At 67.7% G+C, this 21,600-nt stretch carries 21 protein-coding genes; 5 read left to right on the forward strand and 16 right to left on the reverse strand.

Features of this window, described 5'->3' with window-relative positions; translation table 11 throughout:
* Positions 1–114: 114 nt before the first annotated feature.
* The 12 genes from CBM2588_RS18135 to CBM2588_RS18190 all read right to left on the reverse strand — a co-directional run bounded on the left by CBM2588_RS18135 (position 115) and on the right by CBM2588_RS18190 (position 11,035).
* Positions 115–1,050 carry a catechol 2,3-dioxygenase gene (locus CBM2588_RS18135; RefSeq protein ID WP_115681814.1) on the reverse strand — a complete coding sequence of 312 codons (936 nt, stop codon included), beginning with the start codon at positions 1,048–1,050 and terminating at the stop codon, positions 115–117.
* A 33-nt stretch (positions 1,051–1,083) separates the two neighbouring features.
* Positions 1,084–1,407 (reverse strand): 2Fe-2S iron-sulfur cluster binding domain-containing protein, encoded by a 324-nt coding sequence (locus tag CBM2588_RS18140; RefSeq protein WP_115681815.1) that lies wholly within the window; start codon positions 1,405–1,407, stop codon positions 1,084–1,086.
* 16 nt (positions 1,408–1,423) lie between these two features.
* Positions 1,424–2,491 (reverse strand): NADH:ubiquinone reductase (Na(+)-transporting) subunit F, encoded by a 1,068-nt coding sequence (locus tag CBM2588_RS18145; protein WP_115681816.1) that lies wholly within the window; start codon positions 2,489–2,491, stop codon positions 1,424–1,426.
* A gap of 28 nt (positions 2,492–2,519) precedes the next feature.
* A complete protein-coding gene (locus CBM2588_RS18150; RefSeq protein WP_115681817.1) occupies positions 2,520–2,879 on the reverse strand; it encodes a phenol hydroxylase subunit P4 in 360 nt (119 codons plus the stop codon).
* 28 nt (positions 2,880–2,907) lie between these two features.
* Positions 2,908–4,419, reverse strand: coding sequence for an aromatic/alkene/methane monooxygenase hydroxylase/oxygenase subunit alpha (locus CBM2588_RS18155; RefSeq protein WP_115681818.1), 1,512 nt, complete (start codon positions 4,417–4,419; stop codon positions 2,908–2,910).
* Positions 4,420–4,450: 31 nt separating this feature from the next.
* Entirely contained in the window at positions 4,451–4,729 is a 279-nt protein-coding gene (locus tag CBM2588_RS18160) for an MmoB/DmpM family protein (protein WP_115681819.1), read from the reverse strand.
* Between the two features lie 21 nt (positions 4,730–4,750).
* Entirely contained in the window at positions 4,751–5,746 is a 996-nt protein-coding gene (locus CBM2588_RS18165; protein ID WP_115681820.1) for an aromatic/alkene monooxygenase hydroxylase subunit beta, read from the reverse strand.
* Between the two features lie 58 nt (positions 5,747–5,804).
* The gene (locus CBM2588_RS18170) at positions 5,805–6,029 is read right to left on the reverse strand and encodes a phenol hydroxylase subunit (RefSeq protein ID WP_115681821.1); all 225 of its coding nucleotides are present in this window, start codon (positions 6,027–6,029) and stop codon (positions 5,805–5,807) included.
* A gap of 614 nt (positions 6,030–6,643) precedes the next feature.
* Positions 6,644–8,359, reverse strand: a complete 1,716-nt coding sequence (gene poxR, locus CBM2588_RS18175) for a phenol degradation transcriptional regulator PoxR (RefSeq protein ID WP_115681822.1) — start codon at positions 8,357–8,359, stop codon at positions 6,644–6,646.
* A 134-nt stretch (positions 8,360–8,493) separates the two neighbouring features.
* Complete coding sequence (locus CBM2588_RS18180) at positions 8,494–9,252, reverse strand: enoyl-CoA hydratase/isomerase family protein (RefSeq protein WP_115681823.1); 759 nt, start codon at positions 9,250–9,252, stop codon at positions 8,494–8,496.
* 30 nt (positions 9,253–9,282) lie between these two features.
* Positions 9,283–10,038: a glutathione S-transferase family protein gene (locus tag CBM2588_RS18185; RefSeq protein ID WP_115681824.1), complete on the reverse strand. Its 756-nt coding sequence runs from the start codon at positions 10,036–10,038 to the stop codon at positions 9,283–9,285.
* A 16-nt stretch (positions 10,039–10,054) separates the two neighbouring features.
* Positions 10,055–11,035, reverse strand: coding sequence for a quinone oxidoreductase family protein (locus tag CBM2588_RS18190; RefSeq protein WP_115681825.1), 981 nt, complete (start codon positions 11,033–11,035; stop codon positions 10,055–10,057).
* A gap of 237 nt (positions 11,036–11,272) precedes the next feature.
* Between CBM2588_RS18190 and CBM2588_RS18195 the strand changes: the two genes are divergently transcribed.
* Positions 11,273–12,508 (forward strand): CaiB/BaiF CoA transferase family protein, encoded by a 1,236-nt coding sequence (locus CBM2588_RS18195; RefSeq protein ID WP_115681826.1) that lies wholly within the window; start codon positions 11,273–11,275, stop codon positions 12,506–12,508.
* A 47-nt stretch (positions 12,509–12,555) separates the two neighbouring features.
* Positions 12,556–13,533, forward strand: coding sequence for a Bug family tripartite tricarboxylate transporter substrate binding protein (locus tag CBM2588_RS18200; RefSeq protein WP_115681827.1), 978 nt, complete (start codon positions 12,556–12,558; stop codon positions 13,531–13,533).
* 19 nt (positions 13,534–13,552) lie between these two features.
* Here the strand turns inward: CBM2588_RS18200 and CBM2588_RS18205 are convergent, their stop codons facing one another.
* Entirely contained in the window at positions 13,553–14,239 is a 687-nt protein-coding gene (locus tag CBM2588_RS18205) for a GntR family transcriptional regulator (protein ID WP_115681828.1), read from the reverse strand.
* Positions 14,240–14,431: 192 nt separating this feature from the next.
* Positions 14,432–16,564, reverse strand: coding sequence for a catalase (locus CBM2588_RS18210; RefSeq protein WP_115681829.1), 2,133 nt, complete (start codon positions 16,562–16,564; stop codon positions 14,432–14,434).
* Between the two features lie 322 nt (positions 16,565–16,886).
* On the opposite strand from CBM2588_RS18210, the gene CBM2588_RS18215 reads away from it, so the two are divergent.
* The gene (locus CBM2588_RS18215; RefSeq protein WP_115681830.1) at positions 16,887–17,093 is read left to right on the forward strand and encodes a hypothetical protein; all 207 of its coding nucleotides are present in this window, start codon (positions 16,887–16,889) and stop codon (positions 17,091–17,093) included.
* Positions 17,094–17,179: 86 nt separating this feature from the next.
* Positions 17,180–19,384, forward strand: a complete 2,205-nt coding sequence (locus CBM2588_RS18220; RefSeq protein WP_115681831.1) for a phosphocholine-specific phospholipase C — start codon at positions 17,180–17,182, stop codon at positions 19,382–19,384.
* A 31-nt stretch (positions 19,385–19,415) separates the two neighbouring features.
* On the opposite strand, the gene CBM2588_RS18225 is transcribed toward CBM2588_RS18220, so the two are convergent.
* On the reverse strand, positions 19,416–20,384 hold the full coding sequence (locus CBM2588_RS18225; RefSeq protein ID WP_115681832.1) for an aliphatic sulfonate ABC transporter substrate-binding protein: 969 nt from the start codon (positions 20,382–20,384) through the stop codon (positions 19,416–19,418).
* Positions 20,385–20,515: 131 nt separating this feature from the next.
* Here CBM2588_RS18225 and CBM2588_RS18230 point away from each other — a divergent pair, with 131 nt between their 5' ends.
* Positions 20,516–20,881: a glyoxalase superfamily protein gene (locus tag CBM2588_RS18230; protein ID WP_115681833.1), complete on the forward strand. Its 366-nt coding sequence runs from the start codon at positions 20,516–20,518 to the stop codon at positions 20,879–20,881.
* A 21-nt stretch (positions 20,882–20,902) separates the two neighbouring features.
* Here the strand turns inward: CBM2588_RS18230 and CBM2588_RS18235 are convergent, their stop codons facing one another.
* A complete protein-coding gene (locus tag CBM2588_RS18235) occupies positions 20,903–21,511 on the reverse strand; it encodes a glutathione S-transferase family protein (RefSeq protein ID WP_115681834.1) in 609 nt (202 codons plus the stop codon).
* Positions 21,512–21,600: the final 89 nt, after the last annotated feature.

Genomic DNA, 21,600 nt, shown 5'->3' on the forward strand with positions numbered 1-21,600 from the left:
CTCTGGTGTTGGGCGACGCATCCACTACGGCTTTCCCGCTCACCGACTGGTTGCTCCCTCTCCCGCAGGCGGGAGAGGGGAGCCAACCAGCGGCAAGTGCTGGCGCCTGTGCTCTCAGGTCAGCACATTCAAAAACGCCTCGTTCAGCTTGCGGTCGTGATAGAAGATCGCCTTGCCCAGCTCGTTGTCCGTCCAGGTGATCGTCGGCTTGTCCGGGTAGTGGATATAGCCGCCGGAAAACACCTCGTTCCGGTTCCCCGACGGATCAAAGAAGTAGATCGTCGCCCCACGCGTGATCCCATGCCGCGTCGGCCCGATATCCAGCGACACATCCTTTTTGGAAATGATGTCGGCCGCCTTCAGCACCTCGCCCCAGTTGTCGAGCAGGAACGAGGCATGGTGGAAGCGGTTCTTCTCCGGATGCCGGATAAAGGCGACGTCATGCGCCTTGTTCGAGCATGTCAGGAAGGCACCGATCAGCACCTCGCCGTCCGGCCCGGCCACCACCTGCTCCGCCAGCGAGAACCCCAGCACATCGCGGAACAGCTTCACGGTGCCGTCGACATCGTCGCCATACAGCAGGCAATGGTCGAAGCGGCTGGGTGCCATGCCGCGCAGGTCGTCCGGCCAGGGATCGGGATTGAGGTCGCCGGTCTTGCAGCCCGGCTTGTCCTTGTCCGCGAACAGCTCCATCGCATGGCCGGTGGGAATCGTGAAGCGGAAGCGCACGCCGGTGTGGGGGTGCTCGCCCGCGGCGATCCATTTGCAATCGGTGGCCAGCCCCGACTGCTCTACCTCCAGCGCCAGCCGCTCCAGCGTGTGGCCGCTGTCGACGCGAAAACCCATGTAGTCCATGCCCGGGCTGTCAGACTCGCGCAGCACCACGCTGTGGTGGTCGTGCTCGTCCCACGCCTTCAGGAACACGCGGCCCTGCTCGTCGCGGGCGGTTTCGATCAGGCCGAGGACCTCGGTGTAGTGCCTTACCGCCGGTTCCAGCTCCAGCACGCGCAGGGCCACGTGCCCCGGGCGCAATACGCCAGTCAATGCCATGTCTGTCTCCTTGTGTGTGTCTTCACTGCTTGGTCATGCGTGATCGCTTTTGCCGGCATGCCGCTCAAGGCAGCGCTGCAGCAGCGCCACCGGCCGAAGCCGGATATCGCTGTCGGGATAGGTCTTGCAGGCCAGCACCAGCCCTTCGCGCTGGTCGGCCTCCGACAGGCAAGCCCGGCTCGTCTTGCCCACGTGGTACTGCCCGGCCTCAATCCGCACCTTGCACACGCCGCAGCCGCCACCGCGGCAGCCGGCGGGAATGCCGCGCTGGCCCAGTACTTCCATGGCCCGCAACAGGTTCTGCTCCGGCGCGCACACGTAGCGCTGCCCGCTGCCGGCGATTTCCACGGTATGCATGCATGGCCCTCCCCGCTCAGATCTTGAACAGCGGGCTGCGCGCACTGTTTTGCGCATCGCCCGCGGACAGGAACTTCTCCGTGTGGATATCCGCCTCGAACAGGCGTCCCTGCATCAACGTGCGGATGCAGGCCTCGATCATCGGTGGCGGGCCGCACAGGTAAGCCTTGTGGCCGCGGAAGTCGGCGCCGCCGTCCTTTGCGTAGAGCTGCTGCAGAACGTCATGCACGTAGCCGCGTGCGCCGTCCCAGCCGCTGTCGGCGGGCTCGTCCGACAGCGCGGGCACATAGCGGAAGTTGGCATGCGCCTGCGCCAGCGCGTGAAACTCGTCGTCGTAGTACAGCTCATCACGATTGCGCGCGCCCTGCACCAGCGTGATCGGCAGCGTCTCGCCGGCGGCAAGCAGGTCGAGGATCATCGAGCGCGGGCTGGACAGGCCCGAGCCGCCGGCCAGGAACAGCATCGGCACCCGCGCCGACTTGCGCACGAAGAAGCGCCCGTACGGGGCCGAGAAGCGCAGTTCGCTGCCTGTGGCCAGCTGCTCGTGCAGCCAAGTGGTGGCGGGTCCGCCGGGCACGCGCCGCACATGCAGTTCGACCAGTTCGTCGCCAGGCTTGCTGGCGAGCGAGAACGCACGCGGCTGGTCGCAGCCCGGCACCTGCAGGTTCAGGTACTGGCCAGCCTGGAACGCGGCGCGCTGGCCGTCCTTCGGCTTCAGCCAGATGCCGAGGATGGTCGGCGTCAGCGCGCGCGTGGCCACCACCTCGGCGCGGTAGTCGGCCAGCGGCAGGCCCTCCGCATCGGCGTCCTCCTCGATATCGGCCTCGATCACCAGGTCTGACTGCGCTGTCGCGCAGCAGGCCAGGCATTGGCCGTTGTCGCGCTCGAAGTCCATCAGCGCAAAGCCGGAGGCCTCGCCCTGGTTGACCTCGCCGTCGACCACCTGCACCTTGCAGGTGGCGCACAGGCCGTGGCAGCAGGCGTGCGGCAGCCACACCCCGTTGCGCAGGCAGGCATCGAGCACGGTCTGCCCCGGCGCGATGGGAATGGTCTGGCCGATCGGTTCAATGGTCAGCGAATACATCTCGGTCTCCTTGCTTGCTAACCGCGCATCAGCTGCCGCTGCCGCCGATGCCGTCCAGCCCCGGCGTGCGGAAGCGGATCACCTCCTTGTGGCCAAGGCCGTTCTCTGCCAGCGTGCGGTCCAGGTCGGGCTGCCACGGCTGGCCGCCGCGCAGCCACTGCACCGTGCTCCAGTCGATGCGGGCGAAGTCGGGGTGATAGCCGTAGACGCCAGGAAGGACGTCTTGCACCACCGCGCGCAGCGGCATCGACGGCGCGAACGGAAAGCAGTGCGGTGCGCAGAACAGCAGGTGGCCGTCCCAGCCGATGTAGAGCAGGCGGTTGCCGTGGAATGCATCTTCGCGATCGGCGGGCGCAAAGGTGTAGTCGCCGATGGATACGACGGGCATGGTTGTCTCCTTGTCTGTGATGCGTCGCTCAGGCGGCCGGCGCGATGCCCTTCCAGGCGTTCCAGTTGCGCTGGTCCTGCGAGCCTTCGAAGTCGAGGTTGTCGGCGCCCTGGTTGATGCGGTACCACTGCAGCACGTCAGGCAGCGTGGCGCCGCCGCAGTTGCCCTGGTAGATCTGGTGCACCGGCAGCCACGCCTGCGCGTACTTGGCGGGCTCGTCGTCGAAGATGTCCTTGCAGCCATCGGAGCAGAAGTGGAACTTCATGCCGTGGTAGCTGCTTTCGCGGTAGCAGGTCTGGGTGGGGTCGTCCGCTTCGGAGAACACCATCGGGATCTGGCAGGTCTGGCACAGCATCGGCAGCGTGGCGTTGTAGAAGCGCTCGCCGGCCTGCTGCCGCTCCTGCCAGTGGTCCAGGCGCGGCTTGTAGTAGCGTTCGAAGGTCTGGGGGTATTTCTCGGCCAGCCACGCCATCTCGTCGGCCTTCGGGATCCAGGTATGGAAGCCCGCCGCGGCCGCGTAGTTGTAGAAAGTGCCCCACGCCTCGTGCGTGATGCGGTCCTTGGTCCTGGTGGCGACCTCGTGGTACTTGGGCATGCGCAGCCCGTAGCGCTCCAGGTCCTTGAACAGCGCACCGCCGGCCTGCTCGAAGTACATCTCCCACGCCTCGGCCCACGACATCACGCGCTTGGGCAGCATGTAGTCCATCATCATTCCGACCAGCGTCAGCAGGCGGAAGCCGCGCCAGAACCATTTGTCGAGCCACTTCTGCAGGATCGGGATGTTGCCGGGGTCCTGCTCGCACAGGAACTTGACCACCTCCAGCCCCAGCGTCATGTGGCGCGACTCGTCGGACTGCGCCGAGAAGCCGAAGGTCACGGTGGCCATGTCGCCGTTGTACGCCGCGCCCGACATGAACGGCATGAACAGCAGGTTGGTCAGCACGTACTCGAACGAGAACGAGATCGCGGTGATGAACTCGAACGGCCCCGCGCTCATCGCGTCTTCGAAGTAGGACTTGGGCACCGACAGGTACCAGACCCGGTCGTGCATGTGGCGCCATTCGCCGAAGCCGTGGAAGTACTTGTTGTAGACCGACAGCGTATGCAGCTGGGTCTGCGCGTGGCGCAGCTCGTCGATCGACTGCATCTGCGCCGCCACGCGCGCGCCCGCGCCGCGGAAGTGCCGGCCCAGGTGGGCATAGCCGCGGTGCGCGGCGTACTCGAGCGGCGTCACGCCGGTCAGGAACAGCCGCAGCGCGTTCAGGTAGCGCGGGTCGGACACGTTGAGGTGGCCGTTGTTCTGCACGAACGAGTCGATGATCGCGTACAGCTTGCGCTCCTTCTCCGACTGGTATTTCCAGTACGCGTCCATGGTCATGCGGAACGGGTCTTCCCACTTGTCCCAGTCGTGGATCTTGATCCCTTCGTACTTGTCGAAGGGAAAGACCTTGTCCATCGGCTCATAGGTCGTTTCCCAGGCGAGGTCGCGCGTCATCGAGGCGTATTTCTCGCGCAGGTTGAGCTTCTTGCGTGCGTCCATGATGTCTCCGTGTTGTCCTGTGTGCGTGGGCTCAGGCGTTCCAGCGCAGCGTGAAGGCGTCTTCGTCTTCGTCGATGTTCCCGCACAGCGAGATCAGGTTGAGGTGGATCTCCTGCAGGTCCCAGTCGCGGCCGAGCTTGCCGGCGACCAGCTCGCGCACGATGGTCAGCTGGCCGGGGGCGTCGATCTTGACCATGGCCGGGAACTGCGCGACCACGGCGTGCGGATTGGCTTCGGTGATGGCGTCGATGATGGGGCGGGTGTCGTCGTTGTTCTGCAGGGCGATGTAGACGTTGGCGGCGGTGGTCATGGCGGGTCTCCTTCTTTGCGCTCAGGCAGCAAGGCCGAGCTTGTTCAGGCGGACTTCAAACTGTTCGCGGCACAGCGCCACCATCTGCGCGCCGTCGGCTCCGGTCAGTGCGTTGGCAACGGGGATCAGCGCTTCGGCTACCTGCGCCGCAGCGGCGTGCGCCCAGCCGGACAGCAGCGCGCGGTTCGCGTCGGACTCCGCAGCGGCGGCCTGGATTACTGCATCGACCCAGCGCGCATGCTCGTCGCGCCAGTCGTTCATGAACTCGGTCAGCACTGCCAGCCCGGTGCCGCAGGCGCGTGCAATGACCGCATCGGCATGCTGGTAGACCAGCGGGTAGAGCAGCCCGTCGAGCACCAGGTTCTGGGCGACGAAAGTCTCGAACCAATCCGCGGTGACGAAGGTGTGTTCGACAAAGCAGCGCAGCGGCTGCCACGCGGGCCCCTCCAGCCAGGCCACCCTGGCCCGCTCCAGCGCGACGCCGGTATTGCCGTCGAGCAGCATGCCGATGCGCGACAAGTACTGGGCGATGCCGAGGCGATCCATGGCGCAGTAGGTGCAGGCCTGCGTGATGGCCGTGCCCCAGCCGTAGTCGGCGCAGTAGAAATTGTTCATGTTCGCGCCCCACTCCACGTGGCGCAGCGGCAGCAGGCCGGTGGCCAGGCGCTCCTGCCATTCGGCCGGCAGCGCCTGCAGCAGGCCGCGTCTCTCGACGAAGGCGAAGCTCTTCTCGGCGGCGTCCTGCTGGCGCCCGCGCGCGGTCACATAGGCGCCGTAGTAGAACTGGCGCGGGTCCTTCAACGCATACCAGTCATGCATCACGATGGCGGTGCGGCGCTTGTCGTACAGCTCGAAGCCGGGGTCCCAGGTGGGGCGGTAGTGGAAGTTCACCTCCGACTGCACGTCGTAGGTCGCCTCCTGGTAGCGCGACGCCGGCTTGTCGCCGAAGCGGCGCGCCACGTGGCCGTAGGTCTGGCGCAGCGGCTGGATCTGCTGGGTCTTGATATCGACTTGCATCGCTTGGTCTCCTGTGTCCCTTCTCTTTGTAATGTGGTGGCGGCGGTGGGCGGCCGAGTCAGTCGTCGGCTTCGGGCTGCGGCGAGGCTTCGAGCGCAGGCAGGAAGCGCACGCGGTTGACGCAGCAGAAGGCTTCGAACATGGGCTCCGGCATGATCAGTTCGACGTTGAGCTCGGGGTCGGCCACGCTGAAGGCGAATTGCACAAAGCCTTCCGGGGTTCGGCCCTCGACCCGCACATAGCGCGGGGTGGCTTCGAACAACGGGATGGACGGGGTGTTCATGGCGCGCTCCTTGGCGTGGCTGGACGCGGGCCTTACTGCGAAGACCGTGCCAGCAGCCGCAAAGCGTTGTGGGGCAAGGGTTGCCGGGACGCGGCGGACGCCAGCGTGCGCGTTAACCCGGACGGCCGGGCACGACAGCCATCGATGAATTGATGAAGCGGTCCGCGAGCTTTGATCAAATGATCAAAAGCCGCGCCGGGCGGGCGTTTGCGGGCAGCACGCTACGAAGGGTGCGCTGGCGCTGCGGCGCAGCAGCGCGTGCCGGACTGGAGGAGAAAAGGGCTTGATCCGACAGCGGAAAATCGCTCGCGCTGCGCAGCATGGCGCGGATGCGGGGCGATGCATGGCCCGCAAGAGCCTGCATCAAATGATCAAATGAACAAATGAGAAAGCGAAAGTCAGGAGACGAGAGCAAACCCGCAGCGTCATCTTTGCCTGGGGCTTTCCAACTCCCGCTTGCGTACTCCCTCTCCCGCTTGCGGGAGAGGGTTGGGGTGAGGCCGAAGTATCCACGAAGTGAAGGCCGTCGCTATTGCACGCGCCCACCCTCACCCCCGCCCCTCTGCCGCGAGTGGGAGAGGGGAGCAAACCCGCAGCTGGCAGGCCCTAAGCAATCAGTTGCCATTCCCCCCGCGCGCACCCCGCGTCTTCCACCGATACGCCAGCTGCGGCCGGGTGATGCCCAGCAGCCGCGCGGCCTGGCTCATGTTGCCGTCGGCGCGCTGCATCGCGGCCTCCATCAGCACGGTCTCGACATCGCCCAGCGCCAGCTGCTGCTCTGACATCTGGTCCAGCAGCGCATGGACCGCGGCTGCGCGCAGGTCCGGCAGCGTGCCGCCCGCGCCCAGCCGTGGCGCGGTATCCGGCGGCGGCGCCACGGTGCCCGGCAGAAACAGGTGGTCGGCGCCGATCTGCCCGCCGTGGCTGGCCAGGATCACGCCGCGCTCGATCACGTTCTCCAGTTCGCGCACGTTGCCGGGCCAGTCATAGTGGCGCAGCTCGGCCAGCGCGCGGTCGGTGATGCCGACGATGCGCTTGCCATGGCGCGCGCCGTAGCGGGCCACGAAGCGCTCCGCCAGTGGCCGGATATCGTCGAGCCGCTCGCGCAGCGGCGGTATCGTGACCGGATAGACATTGAGGCGGTAATACAGGTCCTTGCGGAAGGTGCCCTGCTTTACCGCTTCGGCCAGGTCGACATTGGTGGCCGCCACCAGCCGCACGTCCACCTTGCGCGCGGCGGTACCGCCCACGCGCTCGACCTCGCCCTCCTGCAGCACGCGCAGCAGCTTGGACTGCGCCGAGGCCGAGAGCTCGCCCAGTTCATCCAGGAACAGGGTGCCGCCATGCGCGCGCTCGAAGCGGCCGGGCCGTGACTGGGTCGCGCCCGTGAAGGCGCCCTTGTCGACGCCGAACAGCTCGGCCTCGATCAGTTCATCGGGAATCGCCGCGCAGTTCACCGCGACGAAGGGCTTGTCGGCGCGGGCGCTCACGCCGTGCAAGGCCTGCGCGAAGCGCTCCTTGCCCACGCCGGTCTCGCCCAGCAGCAGCACCGTCACGTTGCTGGCGGCGGCACGCTGCAGCAGCCCCCACGCCGCGCGAAAGCCGGGCGAGGTGCCGACCAGGTCCGCCGGCGTAGCCGCCCCGCCCTGCAGCGCGCGCAGGTGCTCGACCTCGCTCTGCAAGGCGATCAGGGTCTCGATCACGGGGTCGGGCTGGTACAGCGCCAGCGCCTGTGCACCATCTTCCCAGGCTTCCACCGGCTTGCCGACGATGCGGCAATGCGGGTGCCCGCAGGCAATGCACTCCACCTCGCGATACAGGATGGTGCGGCCCATCAGCGCCGAGGTGTAGCCGGTGGCATAGCCGATCTGCATCCAGCAGGCAGGCTGGTCGACGATGCCGAACAGCTGCCGGTGCACGTCTCCCTCGAACGAGTCTTCCCAAAGGAACTCGCCGTCGTAGATGCCGGCGGCGATGTCGATATCGACCTTGACTGGCGTGACCCGCACCACCCCCTCGATGGTGTGCAGGCAGGGGCCGATCTCGAGCTGGCCGAAGTCGCTGTGGCCCGCGCGCAGTTTTCTGGCGACTTCGGCATCGCGCATGCCCGAATGGAAGCCCATGCGCGTGAACAGCCCGCGCGCGCGCTCCATGCCCAGGGTGTCCACCAGTTCCTTGCGCAGCGCCGCCAGCGCAGCGGTGTGGATCAGGATCATGCGCTGCTCGTCCAGCCAGATCGCGCCCTCCTCCATGGCGAAGCGCAGGCGGCGCGCAAGATCGGCCAGGCCATCGCGCATGGTGGCCGAGAACTTGTCGGTTGAACTACTCATTGTCTCCCCTCAGTGCCGGCGGATGATCCGCTCGAATGTGCCTTTCGGCTGGCATGCTATGCACATTATGTGCCAGAGAGAGAGATGGTGCGCCAGCGCGCAGATGCGCGCGGTGGCGTGGGGATGCAGCGGCGTCAGGTTCCCGTAAACCGCGGCTTGCGCTTCTCCTGCCAGGCCAGCGCACCTTCGCGGATATCCTGCGACTGATTCGCCGCGCCGATATCCGCCGCCAGCGCCCCCGCATCGAGCGAGCCGCGGCCGATGGCATTCAGATGACGCTTCATGCCCTGCACCGCCAGTGGCGCCAGGCCGGCCACCGTTTCGCTGAGTTGCTCCGCGCGTTCGCGCAGGCGCTCGGCAGGCAGCAGCTCGGTCAGGAAGCCGCAACGGAACATCTCGTCGGCATCGATGCGCTCGGCAGTCAGGAACAGGCGCTTGGCGTGGTTCAGCCCCAGCCGGCTGACATAGCGTTCCATGCCGCGCTGGTAGAAATGCAGGCCCAGCCGCGCCGCGGGCATGAACATGTCGACTGCGTGGGTGCCGAGCCGGAAGTCACAGGCGAGCCCAAGGTCGGTGCCGCCGCCGTAGACGCCGCCGTGGATCTCGGCAATGGTGACGGCGCGGCAGTCTTCCATCGCGTTGACCAGGGTCTCGAAACCGGCGCCGCGCTGGCCGGCCGCGAGCCGGCCGATATCGAAGCCGCTGCAAAAGTACTTGCCGCTGCTGCGCAGGCGCAGCACGCGCACGTCGCTGGCATTGACCGCCTCGACATGCCGCTGCAGTTCTGCCAGGTCGTCCGGCCCCAGGCGGTTCGCCACTTCCGGGCGGCGCAAGGTGATCGTGGCGACATGACCGGCAATGTCGAGCGAAGGCAGGGAACCATCAGTCTGCATGGGCAATTCTCCAGGAGGGATCTTCAGGGATTAGTGGTCGCCGGCGGCCGGCGTGCCACGGCGGGCGAGCGCGATGTCGAAGCGTTCCAGCCGCGCCTGCGCAAACGCGGGCCGGGCCTGCGCGCGCTGCCACCACGCAGCCGCGGCCGGCGCCGACGTTAGCGCGGCGGGCGCCAGTTCGGCGATGCGCGCGATGAAAGGCGTCGCGGCGATATCGGCCAGCGTATAGCGCGCGCCGAAGAGCCAGTCGCCATCGGCCAGCATCGCTTCCATCTTCGGCAGCAGCAACAGCAGCGCCTCGAGTGCGCGGCGTTTCTCCGCTTCTGTATAGGGCTGGCGCGCGATGCGCAGCCATGCGTCGCGGCGCTCGGCGGTGGGGATGCGCGCCAGCCGCTCGGCCAGCGTGGCATCGCTCCATTGCGCGGCAACCGGCTGCAGCGCCAGGCTCCAGTTCAGCACCAGCAGATTCGGCAGCGCCTTCTCGTCGGTCCAGCGCACGAAGTTGCGCATCACCGCGCGCTGGTAGGCGTCATCGGGCCGCAATGGCGGCAACGGGCGGATCTCGTCCAGGTATTCGCAAATAGTGCCGCTCTCGTGGAGGAAGCGGCCATCGTCCAGCACCAGTGCCGGCACCACGCCGTTGGGGTTCATCGCCAGGAACGCGGGCGCGTGCTGTTCCTGTGCCGCCAGGTCGACCGGCACGCTGTCGTAGTAGATGCACTTCTCGGCCAGGCACAAGCGCACCCGGCGCGACGCGCTCGACAACCAGCCATGGAAGAGTTTCATGTTGCGCTCGCCCGGTTCACGGGATCAGCACGGCCGAACCCGTGGTGGCGCGGCTTTCCAGGTCGCGGTGCGCATCGCGCACGGCGGTCAGCGGGTAGCGGTGCGTGACTTCCAGCCGCAGTCGCCCGGCCGCGACGGCATCGAACAATGTGGCCGCGGCAGCAGCCAGCGCCTGCGGGCTGGCGATATAGGTACGCAGCGTCGGCCGCGACACGATCAGCGAGCGCGCGTGCAGCAGCTGCAGGTCGAAGGCCTCGACGTCGCCCGACGCGGTGCCATAGTTGATGGCCATGCCGCACGGCCGCAGGCATTGCAGCGACGGCACGAACACGTCCTTGCCGACGCCGTCGTAGACCACGGCCACGCCCGCGCCGCCGGTCAGCGCCCGCACGGCATCGACGAACTCGGTCTCACGGTAGTTGATGACATGGTGGCACCCGTTCGCCAGCGCCACCGCCCGCTTGGCTTCGCTGCCCACGGTGCCAACCACGGTCGCGCCCAGCGCGCGCGCCCATTGCGACAGCAGCAGGCCCATGCCGCCCGCCGCCGCATGCACCAGCACCACGTCGCCCGGCTGCACGGCATAGAGCCGGCGCAGCAGGTATTCGGCGGTCAGGCCGCGCAGCAGCGTGGCGCCGGCCACCTCCGCGGGAATCGCGTCGGGCAAGGGCACGAGCCGGCCCGCCGGCACGTTGCGGATCACCTGGTACGCCCCCGGATGCATGCAGGCCACCCGCTGGCCCACCTCGAAGCCGTCCACCCCGGGCCCGATCGCCACGACCTCGCCAGCGCCGACCGAGCCCGGCGTGACCGGGAACGGCGCCGCGGCGTGAGGGCCATGCGCGCCTTTGCGCTGGTAGATGTCGGCGAAGTTCAGGCCGATGGCTGACTGGCGCAACTGGACCTCGCCCTGGGGCGGCGGCGGGACTTCTACCCGGCATGGCTCCAGCACGTCCGGGCTTCCGGTCCTGTTAATACAGATGGCATCTGTAAGCATACAAATCCTGGAAGGTTGCCGCGATCGGTGTCAGTACCGTAAACGCTGGCGTTGATGTGAAAATGCCGGTCTCTAGGGATTTCAGTGAGCAATTTTGCGGCGACCTTGCTCGTTGAGGACCACGGACACCTCACAGCCTACGTGATCTCGCGACCCTCCGCATCATGGAAAGTCCGTATACGTATTTTTATATCTACTATTTGTATACTCAGGCCGATTCACTTGCCAAGGATTGCCATGACCTCTTTCCCACCCGGCATCGACCCCGGAGCCGCCGGCGCCACGTGCGCCGACCTGCCGCTGTCGGGCCTCACCGTGCTGGACCTGTCCATCGCCCGCGCCGGTCCTACGGCCGTGCGCCTGTTGTCGGACTGGGGCGCCGACGTGATCCGCGTCGAGCCGCCGCCGCCACAGGACCGCGGCTCGGTGACCGGGCGCAGGCGCGGCTCGGACGAGCAGAACCTGCACCGCAACAAACGCAGCCTGTGCCTGGACCTGAAGACCCCGCAGGGCGCCGAGGTGCTGGGGCGACTGGTGCAGCGCTCCGACGTAGTGGTGGAAAACTTCCGCTCGGTGGTCAAGGAGCGCCTGGGGCTGACCTACGCTCATCTGAGCGCGATCAACCCGCGCGTGATCCTGGCCAGCATCTCAGGCTTTGGCCAAGACGGGCCTTACTGCGAGCGCCCGGGGCTCGACCAGATCGTGCAGGGCATGTCGGGGCTTAGCTCCGTCACCGGCGAGCCGGGCCAGGGGCCGCTGCGCGTCGGCATCGCCATTTCCGACACCACGGCCGGCATGTTCCTGGGCCAGGGCATCCTGCTGGCGCTGCTGCACCGCGCGCGCACCGGCCGCGGGCAATGGGTGCATACCTCGCTGATCGAGGGCATGCTGAACAAGCTGGATTTCCAGGCCACCCGCTACACGGTGGACGGCGAAGTGCCGACCCAGCAAGGCAACGCGCACCCGACGCTGGTGCCGATGGGCACCTACCGCTGCCGCGACGGCGTGGTCAATATTGCCGCCAGCACCGACCGCATGTGGGCCAACTTCTGCCGCACCCTCGAGGCCGGCTGGCTGCTGGACGACCCCGCCTTCCGGACCGCCGCGGGCCGCGCCGCCGAGCGCCGGCGACTGGACGCCGCGATCGGCCAGTGCACCGCCGCGTTCACCGCCGCCGAGTTGACCGCGCGCCTGAATGCGGCCGGCGTGCCGTGCGGCCCGGTGCTCGATATCGGCCAGGCCTTCGAGGACGCGCAAGTGCGACACCTGCGCATGACCCGGCCCGCCGAGCATGCCGTGCTGGGGCCGCTTGCGCTGCTGCGCTCGCCGATCAACCTGTCGGCGGCACCGCACCCGGAACGCTTTGCCCGCGCCGCGCCCGATCCGGGCGAGCACACCGATGAGATCCTGCGCGGGCTGGGCTATGACGACGCCGGCATCGCCGCCTTGCGCGCAGCCAGCGTGGCGTCCTGAACCCCGCCCGACACCACAGTGGCAGCGACTACAACAAGGAGACAACCATGAACCATGCTCTCGGGCGCGTTGCCATCGGCGCGACCCTCGCCACCCTGGCGGCCTTGCCGGGCATCGCCGGCGCGCAGGAATATCCGGCCCGGCCGATCCGGCTGCTGGTGGGCTACACGCCGGCCGGCGCCGCCGACTTCGTCGCCCGCGTGTTCGGCGAAGCGCTGTCCAGGGAACTGGGCCAGACCGTGGTGGTGGACAACAAGCCCGGGGCCGGCAGCACACTCGCCTCCGCGGCGCTGGCGCAGGCCGCGCCGGATGGCTACACGCTGGGACTGGCCACGGCCACGCTGTACGGCATCGACCAGCAGTTGTACAAGGCCCGCTACAAGGCCACCGACTTCACCCCGGTAACGCGGCTGACGGTGTCGCCGCTGATCCTGGCTGTCAACAAGAACCTGAACGTCGGCGACGTCAAGACGCTGGTGGCCAAGGCACGCGCGCAGCCGGGCAAGTTCAACTACTCGTCGTCCGGCATCGGCGGCTCGCCGCATATCGCCGCGCTGCAGTTTGAAAAAGCCACGGGGGCCAAGATGACCCATGTGCCCTACAAGGGCGGCGCCCCGGCGCTGCAGGCCGTGGCCGCGGGCGAGGTGGAATTGTCGTTCGGCACCGCAGCGTCGGTCCTGCCGCTGGGCACGCAAGGCGTAGTGAAGATGATCGGCGTGACCACGCCCAAGCCGTCGGCGGTGGCGCCGGGCCTGCCCGCGCTGGCGGAGATGGGCCTGCCGGGTTTTGACTTTACTTTCTGGTTCGGACTGTTCGGGCCGGCCGGACTGCCCGACGGCATCCGCGACAAGCTCTTCGCCGCCGCGACAAAGGTGATGGCCGACCCGCAATTGCGCGCCAAGCTGGCCGGCAACGGCAGCGAGGTGTCGACTTCGGCTTCGCCCGCGGAGTTCGGCAAATGGGCGGCAGCCGACGGCAAGTCGGCGGTGACGCGCATCGAGCAGGCCGGCGTCAAGCTGGAGTGACCCCGCCGGTCGGCCGGGACTAGCGGCGGCCGCGGCGGCCGCCGGCTTCGTCGTCGGGCATGGCCGCGATCATGTCCGCATAGACGTCGCCGCCGGTGGCGATATGGCGCACCATGGCCACCGCGGCATCGTCCTCGTTGCCGCGCACGATCGCGCCCATCACCGCCTCATGCTCGGCCAGCGAGGCCAGGATGCGGGCCGGCTTCTCGAAGCGCAGGTCGCGCATGCCACGCATGCGCGCGCGCATGGTGCGGATTTGCCGCGACAGGATGTCGTTGCAGCAGGCCGCGTAGATGACGTCATGGAAGACATCGTTGGCTTCGCGGTAGCGATCGGAATCGGCACGCTCCGCCGCCGCGCGGCATGCGTCGAACGCCTGCTGCAGCGCCGTGCGCTGCGCCGCGGAGATGCGCCGCGCCGCCAGGCGGGCCGCGAGCGCCTCCAGCTGAACCAGGATCTCGTTCATCGCGACGTACTCGCGCAGCGTGATTGAAGAAACGATTGCGCCCTGGCGCGGCACCAGGTCCACCAGGCCCGCCGACTCCAGCTGGATCAGCGCCTCGCGCACCGGGGTGCGCGACACGCCGAAACGCGCCAGCAACTGCTGCTCTTCCAGTTGCGTGCCGCTGGGCAGCTTCCCGGAAAGAATTTCCTGCTCGATCGCGGCGCGGATGGTTTCGGACAGGCTCTTCTTTTCTTCGGACATGGACAGCAGCTGCGCAGGACAGGGAGAGTAGATTCTAACCTGCCCTGCGTATTCAGAGGCTGCCCTTGTGTGCACAAGATATGGCGTCCCGGCACGCAGCCTCGGTGGGCACATTGACCGGAATGGTCTTGAGCCAAGGTATGCGCCGGTATCGAGATCCGCCCCCTTGCGCTTTACAACGCTGACGAAGCTTCAGGCGAGCATGCGCACCTGCGGCTCGCGATCCCATTGCCGGGTCTTGGCCGCGACGATGAACCGCGCCGGGTCGCTGGCCGGCACAATGCCGTTGTCCGGCCTCAGGTTGGCGTGCGTAAGCAATACCTCGCCGCCGGCATCGACCGCGATCGCCTTCAGGTGCGCATAGGCAAAGCAGACAAAGTCCAGCGCCGCGCTCTCCTGTACCAGCATGGTGGCGGCATCGGCACCGAGGATCACGGCCACGGCATCGAACATCACCGACGGCGTCCCCGCCAACTGGCCATCCGCCGGCAGCTTCGACCCATCGGCCAGCACCGCGCCGCCCACCTTGGGCGCGACGATCTTCACCGTCGCGCCGGCGGCGCTAGCCGCCTGCCGGATCGCCTCCACGGTGGCGCCGTCGGAGCCGTCGGCGACCAGGATGCCGATCTCGCGCCCCTGCAGCGTGTCCTTCATCTTGCCGATGATCTGCAGCGCCGGCGACGGCGGCAGGTCCTGCACCGGCGCGGCGGCGGGCAGCGGCTCGGGCACCTGGTCCAGCGCCAGGCCGTCGGCCACGCGCCGGCCCAGGTCGGGGTCGATATTGAGCAGGTGGGCCACCATGCGCTCGCGCACATGCACGTGCTCGACCTTCGACAGCTCGAACACCAGCGCCGAGGCAATATGCGCCTGTTCGGCGCGGGTCTGGCTGCGGTAGAACAGGCGCGCCTGGCTGTAGTGGTCGGCAAAGGTCTCGGCGCGGATGCGGCCCTTGTCGCCCTGCTCGGCCACCCGTGCGTGGCGGAAGCCCAGATCGGGCGCCTCGCGCGGCGAGTCGTCGGACAGCGAGTTGGGCTCGTAGGCGACGCGTCCCTTGGGCCGCTGCATCTGCATATGGCCGTCGCGCTGGTGGTTGGCGAACGGGCACTTGGGCGCGTTCACCGGAATCTGGTTGAAGTTGGGGCCGCCCAGGCGCAGCAGTTGCGTGTCGAGGTAGGAGAACAGCCGGCCCAGCAGCAAGGGATCGTTGGAAAAATCGATGCCGCGCACGATGTTGGCGGGGCAGAACGCTACCTGCTCGGTCTCGGCAAAGAAGTTGTCGGGCCAGCGGTCCAGCACCATGCGGCCGATGATCTTCAGCGGCACGGTCTCTTCCGGGATGATCTTGGTCGCATCGAGATGGTCGAACGGGAACTTGGCCGCATCGTCCTCCGTGAACAACTGCACCCCCAGCTCCCATTCCGGGAAGTTGCCGGACTGGATCGCATTGAACATGTCGCGGCGATGGAAATCCGGATCGGCGCCGGCGATCTTGACGGCCTCGTCCCACACCGTGGACTGCAGCCCCAGCTTGGGGCGCCAGTGGAACTTGACGAAGGTGGACCGGCCCTGGTTGTCGAGCAGGCGGAAGCTGTGTACGCCGAAGCCTTCGATCATGCGCAGCGAGCGCGGGATGGTGCGGTCCGACATGATCCACATGACCATGTGCATCGACTCCGGCGTGAGCGAGATGAAATCCCAGAAGGTGTCGTGCGCGGTGGCCGCCTGCGGGAACGCGCGGTCGGGCTCCATCTTGACCGCGTGGACCACGTCGGGGAACTTGATCGCGTCCTGGATAAAGAACACCGGGATGTTGTTGCCGACCAGGTCCCAATTGCCTTCCTTCGTATAGAACTTGACCGCGAAGCCGCGCACGTCGCGCGGCGTGTCGATCGAGCCTGCGCCACCGGCCACGGTCGAGAAGCGCGCAAACACGGGCGTCTTGACGCCGACCTCGGTCAGGATGCTGGCGGTGGTGTATTGCGCCAGCGAATCGGTCAGCTCGAAGTAACCGTGCGCCGCGGTGCCGCGCGCATGGACGATCCGCTCGGGAATGCGCTCATGGTCGAAGTGTGTAATTTTTTCACGCAGGATGAAATCTTCGAGCAGCGTCGGGCCGCGCGGATTGGCCTTGAGCGAGTTCTGGTTGTCCGCGATGGGCGCGCCCTGGTTGGTGGTCAGCGGGACATGGGTGCCGCCGGCAACCTGGTGCAGCTCTCCGCCGGTGCCGCGCTGCGCATCGCCATAACCGGCCGGAGCGCCCTGGGCAGCGGTGGCGGGTGTGGAGTTTGACGTGGGCTTGGCCTGCGCGTCGGACGTGTCGGGCATAACGGTCTCCTGTGTCGGGTTGAAGGGATGAACGGCAGCAACCCGGCAGTGCCTGCAATTGCCACGCCTGCCTGCTGACACTTTTGGTTACAAAGCAAAATTGCCGAAAGTGCACCCTGTCAAACATCTGACATTTGATCGGTCAACAATCGCCCGCTGTCGCGACAAGCCACGGCCATCACCGCAGCAACCGGCCAGATCCCGCGCTTGTCATCCGCCCCGGCGGAAGTCCGATGCGTGCCGCTGTCTGTCGGCGCAACGGGCGCGGCCCTCGTTCTCTTCCTCAACCAGAAGAAAAGGCCCTGCACCAATGAGACCCACCTTGCTGTCGCATTCCGCCCGGCCATGGCTGGCGGCCGGCACCCTGACCCTGGCATTGATGCTTGCCGCCTGCGGCGGCGATGACTCTCCCGGCGCGGGAGGCGGCACCCTCCAGCCCAACGCCGTCAACGGCAACGCGCCGGACGCGGCCGGCAAGCCCGGCCACACCGGCAAGCCTGGCAGTTGCAGCACGCGTTGCGCGCCCTGACCCGACGTGCCCCCGGATTTGTCCCCTGATTTGCCCCTGACGCGGGCCGCTTTCCGATCCAGCGACAGAACGACTCCACCCACGCCATGACCTTCAATCCGTCCAAGCGACAGTTCCTCAAGACCAGCCTCGGCACCGGCGCCGCCGCCGCGATGCTGGCCAGCTTTCCGCCCAGCATCCGCCGCGCCCTCGCGATCGAGGCCAACAACGCCACCGGCACCATCCAGGACGTCAAGCACGTCGTGATGGTGATGCTGGAAAACCGCTCGTTCGACAATTACTTCGGCACGTTCAAGGGCGTGCGCGGCTACGGCGACCGCTTTGCGATCCCGCTGCCGAACGGCAAGACCGCGTTCTACCAGACCGATGCCAACGGCAATACGCTGACGCCCTACCACCTCGACGAAACCCAGGGCAACGCGCAGCGCGCCGGCGGCACGCCGCACACCTGGCCCGACGCGCAGGCCGCCTGGGACCACGGCCGCATGGACCGCTGGCCGGTGGCCAAGAAGGCGCTGTCGATGGGCTACTACGACAACGCCGAGATCCCGTTCCAGCGCGCGCTGGCCGACGCCTTCACGCTGTGCGACGCGTACCACTGCGCGATGCACACCGGCACCATCCCCAACCGCCTGTTCTACTGGACCGGCAGCAACGGCCCCACCGGCGACAACGTCGCGGTGATGATCAATGAGTTCAACGCCGGCGCCGACGTGGGCCCGTCCACCGAAGGCTGGACCTGGAAGACCTACGCCGACCGCCTGCAGGGCGCGGGCGTGAGCTGGAAGGTCTACCAGAACGTGCCGGACAACTATGGCTGCAACCAGATGATGAGCTTCCGGCACTGGCGCGCCGAGATGGAGAAGATGCCGGAAGGGCGCAGGTTGTCCAACACCGCGGGCGCGGGCGTCAATCCGCCCTACAACCCGGATATCGACGACCAGTACAGCGCGCTGGCCAAGGGCTTCTGCAACACCATGCCCGACGGCGGCTTCCTGCAGTCGCTGCGCGACGACGTGGTCAACGGCCGGCTGCCGGAGGTATCGTGGATCATCCCGCCGGCAGAGTTCAGCGAACACCCCGGCCCGTCCAGCCCGGCCAAGGGCGGCTGGTACGTGCAGTCCATCCTCGATGCGCTGACGGCATCGCCCGAGGTCTGGAGCAAGACCGTGCTGCTGATCAACTTCGACGAGAACGACGGCTTCTTCGACCACAGCCCGCCGCCCACCGCGCCGTCGCGCAACCCGGACGGCACGCTGGCCGGCAAGTCGACGCTGGACGATGCGCAGATGGCCTACGAGTACTTCAATTTCCCGCCGGCCACGCCCAGGCAGCCGCCGCAGGACGGCAAGCCCTTCGGGCCGGGGCCGCGCGTGCCGCTGTGGGTGGTGTCGCCGTGGAGCCGCGGCGGCTGGGTCAACTCCGAGGTGTTCGACCACACCTCGGTGCTGCGCTTCCTGGAAGCGCGCTTCGGCGTGATCGAGCCGCAGATCAGCGCCTACCGCCGCGCGGTCTGCGGCGACCTGACCAGCGCCTTCAACTTCGCCACGCCCAACACCGAGACGCTGCCCGTGCTGGCGGGTCGCACCACGCGCGCCGACGCCACCAGCCTGACCGCCTGGCAGCAGACGCAGCCCGCCATTCCGGTGCCCGTCACGCCGGCGCTGCCGGCGCAGGCCACCGGCGCGCGCCCGTCGCGCAAGCTGCCGTATGAGCTGCACACCAGCGCGCGCGTCGATGCCGCCGCCCGCACCGTGCGCCTGCTGTTCGCCAACGACAGCGCGCACCAGGCGGGCGCGGTGTTCCATGTCTACGACAAGCTGCACCTGGACCGCATTCCGCGCCGCTACGTGGTCGAGGCCGGCAAGGCGCTGGACGACGTGTGGGACGTCAATGCCGACGGCGGCAAGTACGACCTGTGGGTGCTCGGCCCCAACGGCTATCACCGCGCCTTCACCGGCGATGTCAACGCGGCGGCCACCACCTCCGCCGAGATCCAGGTCTGCTACAACCCCTGCAAGAAGCCGACGATCCAGGTCAAGCTGCATAACGACGGCGATGCCGACGTGACCTTCACCGTCAAGGCGCTGGCCTACCGCGACGACGGCCCGTGGACGCAACGGGTCAAGCGCGGCAAGGTGGAAACGCTGGAATGGCCGGTGGCCGAAAGCGGCAACTGGTACGACTTCGTCGTGATTTGCGAAGCCAGCCCCGCGTTTGCGCGCCGCTTTGCCGGGCGCATGGAGACCGGCGAGGATACGGTCAGCGATCCGGCAATGGGCGTGATCTGACGGCCTGACGGGACTGGGCGCAGGGCGGCGCTTACGCCTTGCGCCAGACCGGCGAGGCCGACACCGCCACCTTGCGCGGCAGGATGCCTTGCGCGGCAAAGGCGTCGGCAATGCGCTGCTGCTCGGCCAGCGCGGCCGCGTCGACGGTGCGCACGGCATAGCTGCGGCGCGCGTTGGCGGCCTCCACCGTGGCGGCATCCAGGCCGATCAGCGGCGCGTGCCAGCGCGCGGCCTCGGCGGGGTTGCGCTTGACCCAGTCGCCCGCGTCGCGCAGCGCGTCGAACACCACCTCCAGCACTTCGGCATGCGTGCGCGCGAACGGCGTCGCCGCCAGGTAGAAGCGGCGATAGCTCGACAGCCCTTCGCCGTCGCGCAGCACGCGCGCATTGGACTGGCGCTGCACCGCGGCCAGGAACGGGTCCCAGATCGCCCATGCCGCCACGCTGCCGCGCTCGAACGCCGCGCGCGCATCGGCCGGGCTGAGGTAGGCCGGCTCGATGTCGCGGATCGACAGCCCGGCGCGCGCCAGCGCCTCGAGCACCAGGTAGTGCGCGCCGGCGCCCTTGGCAAACGCCACGCGCTGGCCCTTGAGCTGGGCCACCTCGTGGATCGGCGAATCGGCGCGCACCACGATCGCCTGCGCCTGCGGCGAAGGGGTCTCGGTCGCGTAATACGTCAGCGACGCACCCGCGGCCAGCGCGAACGGCGGCACCGCATCGGCCACGTCGGCGCTGAGGTCGATGTTGCCGAGGTTGAGCGCTTCCAGCAGCGGCAGGCCGGAGGTGAACTCATACCATTGCACCGCCACGCCTTTTTGCGCCAGCGCCTTTTCCAGCGTCTGCCGCGATTTCAGCAGGATCATCAGCGTGGATGACTTCTGATAGCCGATGCGCAATGTCGTCAGGCCCTGCCCCAGGCTGACCCCAGGCAGCGCAGCGGCTGCAGCCGCGCCCGCCGCGGCCAGAAGCCAGCGGCGACGGGAATTGTGGGTCGGGGTCATGGCGGTGCTCCGGGAGGCAAATCGGAGCGCCAGCTTAGTCGCGGAACCGGGCCGAGCCAACGAACATTGTCGCCAATGCTTATGCGGCGGCTATCATCCAGGATTCCGCGCCACTCCCGCACCCAGACACCATGAACCTGTCGGCCGGCATTCCCATCCTCCGCATCTTCTCGGTCGACAAGGCCATGGAGTTCTACCTCGATTTCCTCGGCTTCACGCTCGACTGGGAGCATCGCTTCGAAGACGGGTTGCCGCTTTACGCGCAGGTCAGGCGCAGCGGCCTGACGCTGCACCTGAGCGAGCACCATGGCGATGCCACGCCGGGGTCGACCGTGTTCGTGCCGGTAGTGGATATCGAGGCGCTGCACCGCGAGCTGTCCGCCAAGGACTATCCGTACGCGAAGCCCGGTGTGGAGGATGTGGGCTGGGGCCGGATGCTGCAGGTGGCCGATCCGTTCGGGAACCGGCTGCGGTTCTGCCAGGTGCAGGCAGACTAGGCGGCAGCCGCGCCCGCCTGCCTATGCGCAGGGCAATGCCTCGAATGCCGGCAGCCGCTCCAGCGCGGCGGTCAGCGCAGCCAGCGCCGGATGCAATGCCGGATCGACTGCCCCGGGCAGCATGAACTGCGTGAAGGTCCAGGCCACCGCGGCGGTCAGTTCGGGCTGGCCAAGCTCGGCTTCGGAACGCGGCAGCGGGCGCGCGGCAAGCTCGGCCTCCAGCAACGCAAAGGCGCTCTCGCGCTGGGCGTCGACGCGGTCCAGCCACGGCTGGTGCAGCTTGCCGGCCGGACGCTGGCTGTGCTCGTAGAAGTTCTGCACCACCTTCTCGCACGCCGTCAGTGCCAGCCCGACGATGCGCAGCGCGGCCTGCCGCGACGCGGTATCGGCAGGCATCAGGCTGCGGCCGGCCAGCGACTCGGCATAGTCGATGATGAGCGTGGAGTCCATCAGCACGACGCCGTTGTCGCACACCAGCGAAGGCGCCTTGACGACCGGATTGACAGCGCGGAAGCGCTCGACTTCCCCGAACACGGACACGGATTCATGCGTGAACGGCAGTCCGAGCAGGCGCAGCGAGATTGCCGTGCGGCGGACATAGGGGGAATCGAGCATGCCGACGAGTTTCATGGCGGGGCTCCATGTTGGGCAGATCGGGGCGGATCGGGGCGGATCGGGAGGAGTCGGGACGGGGCGGAAGCGGCTTCCCGCCATCATCC

Origin of the sequence: Cupriavidus taiwanensis, assembly GCF_900250075.1 — a bacterium.
In the GTDB taxonomy this organism is placed as follows: Bacteria; Pseudomonadota; Gammaproteobacteria; order Burkholderiales; family Burkholderiaceae; genus Cupriavidus; species Cupriavidus taiwanensis_C.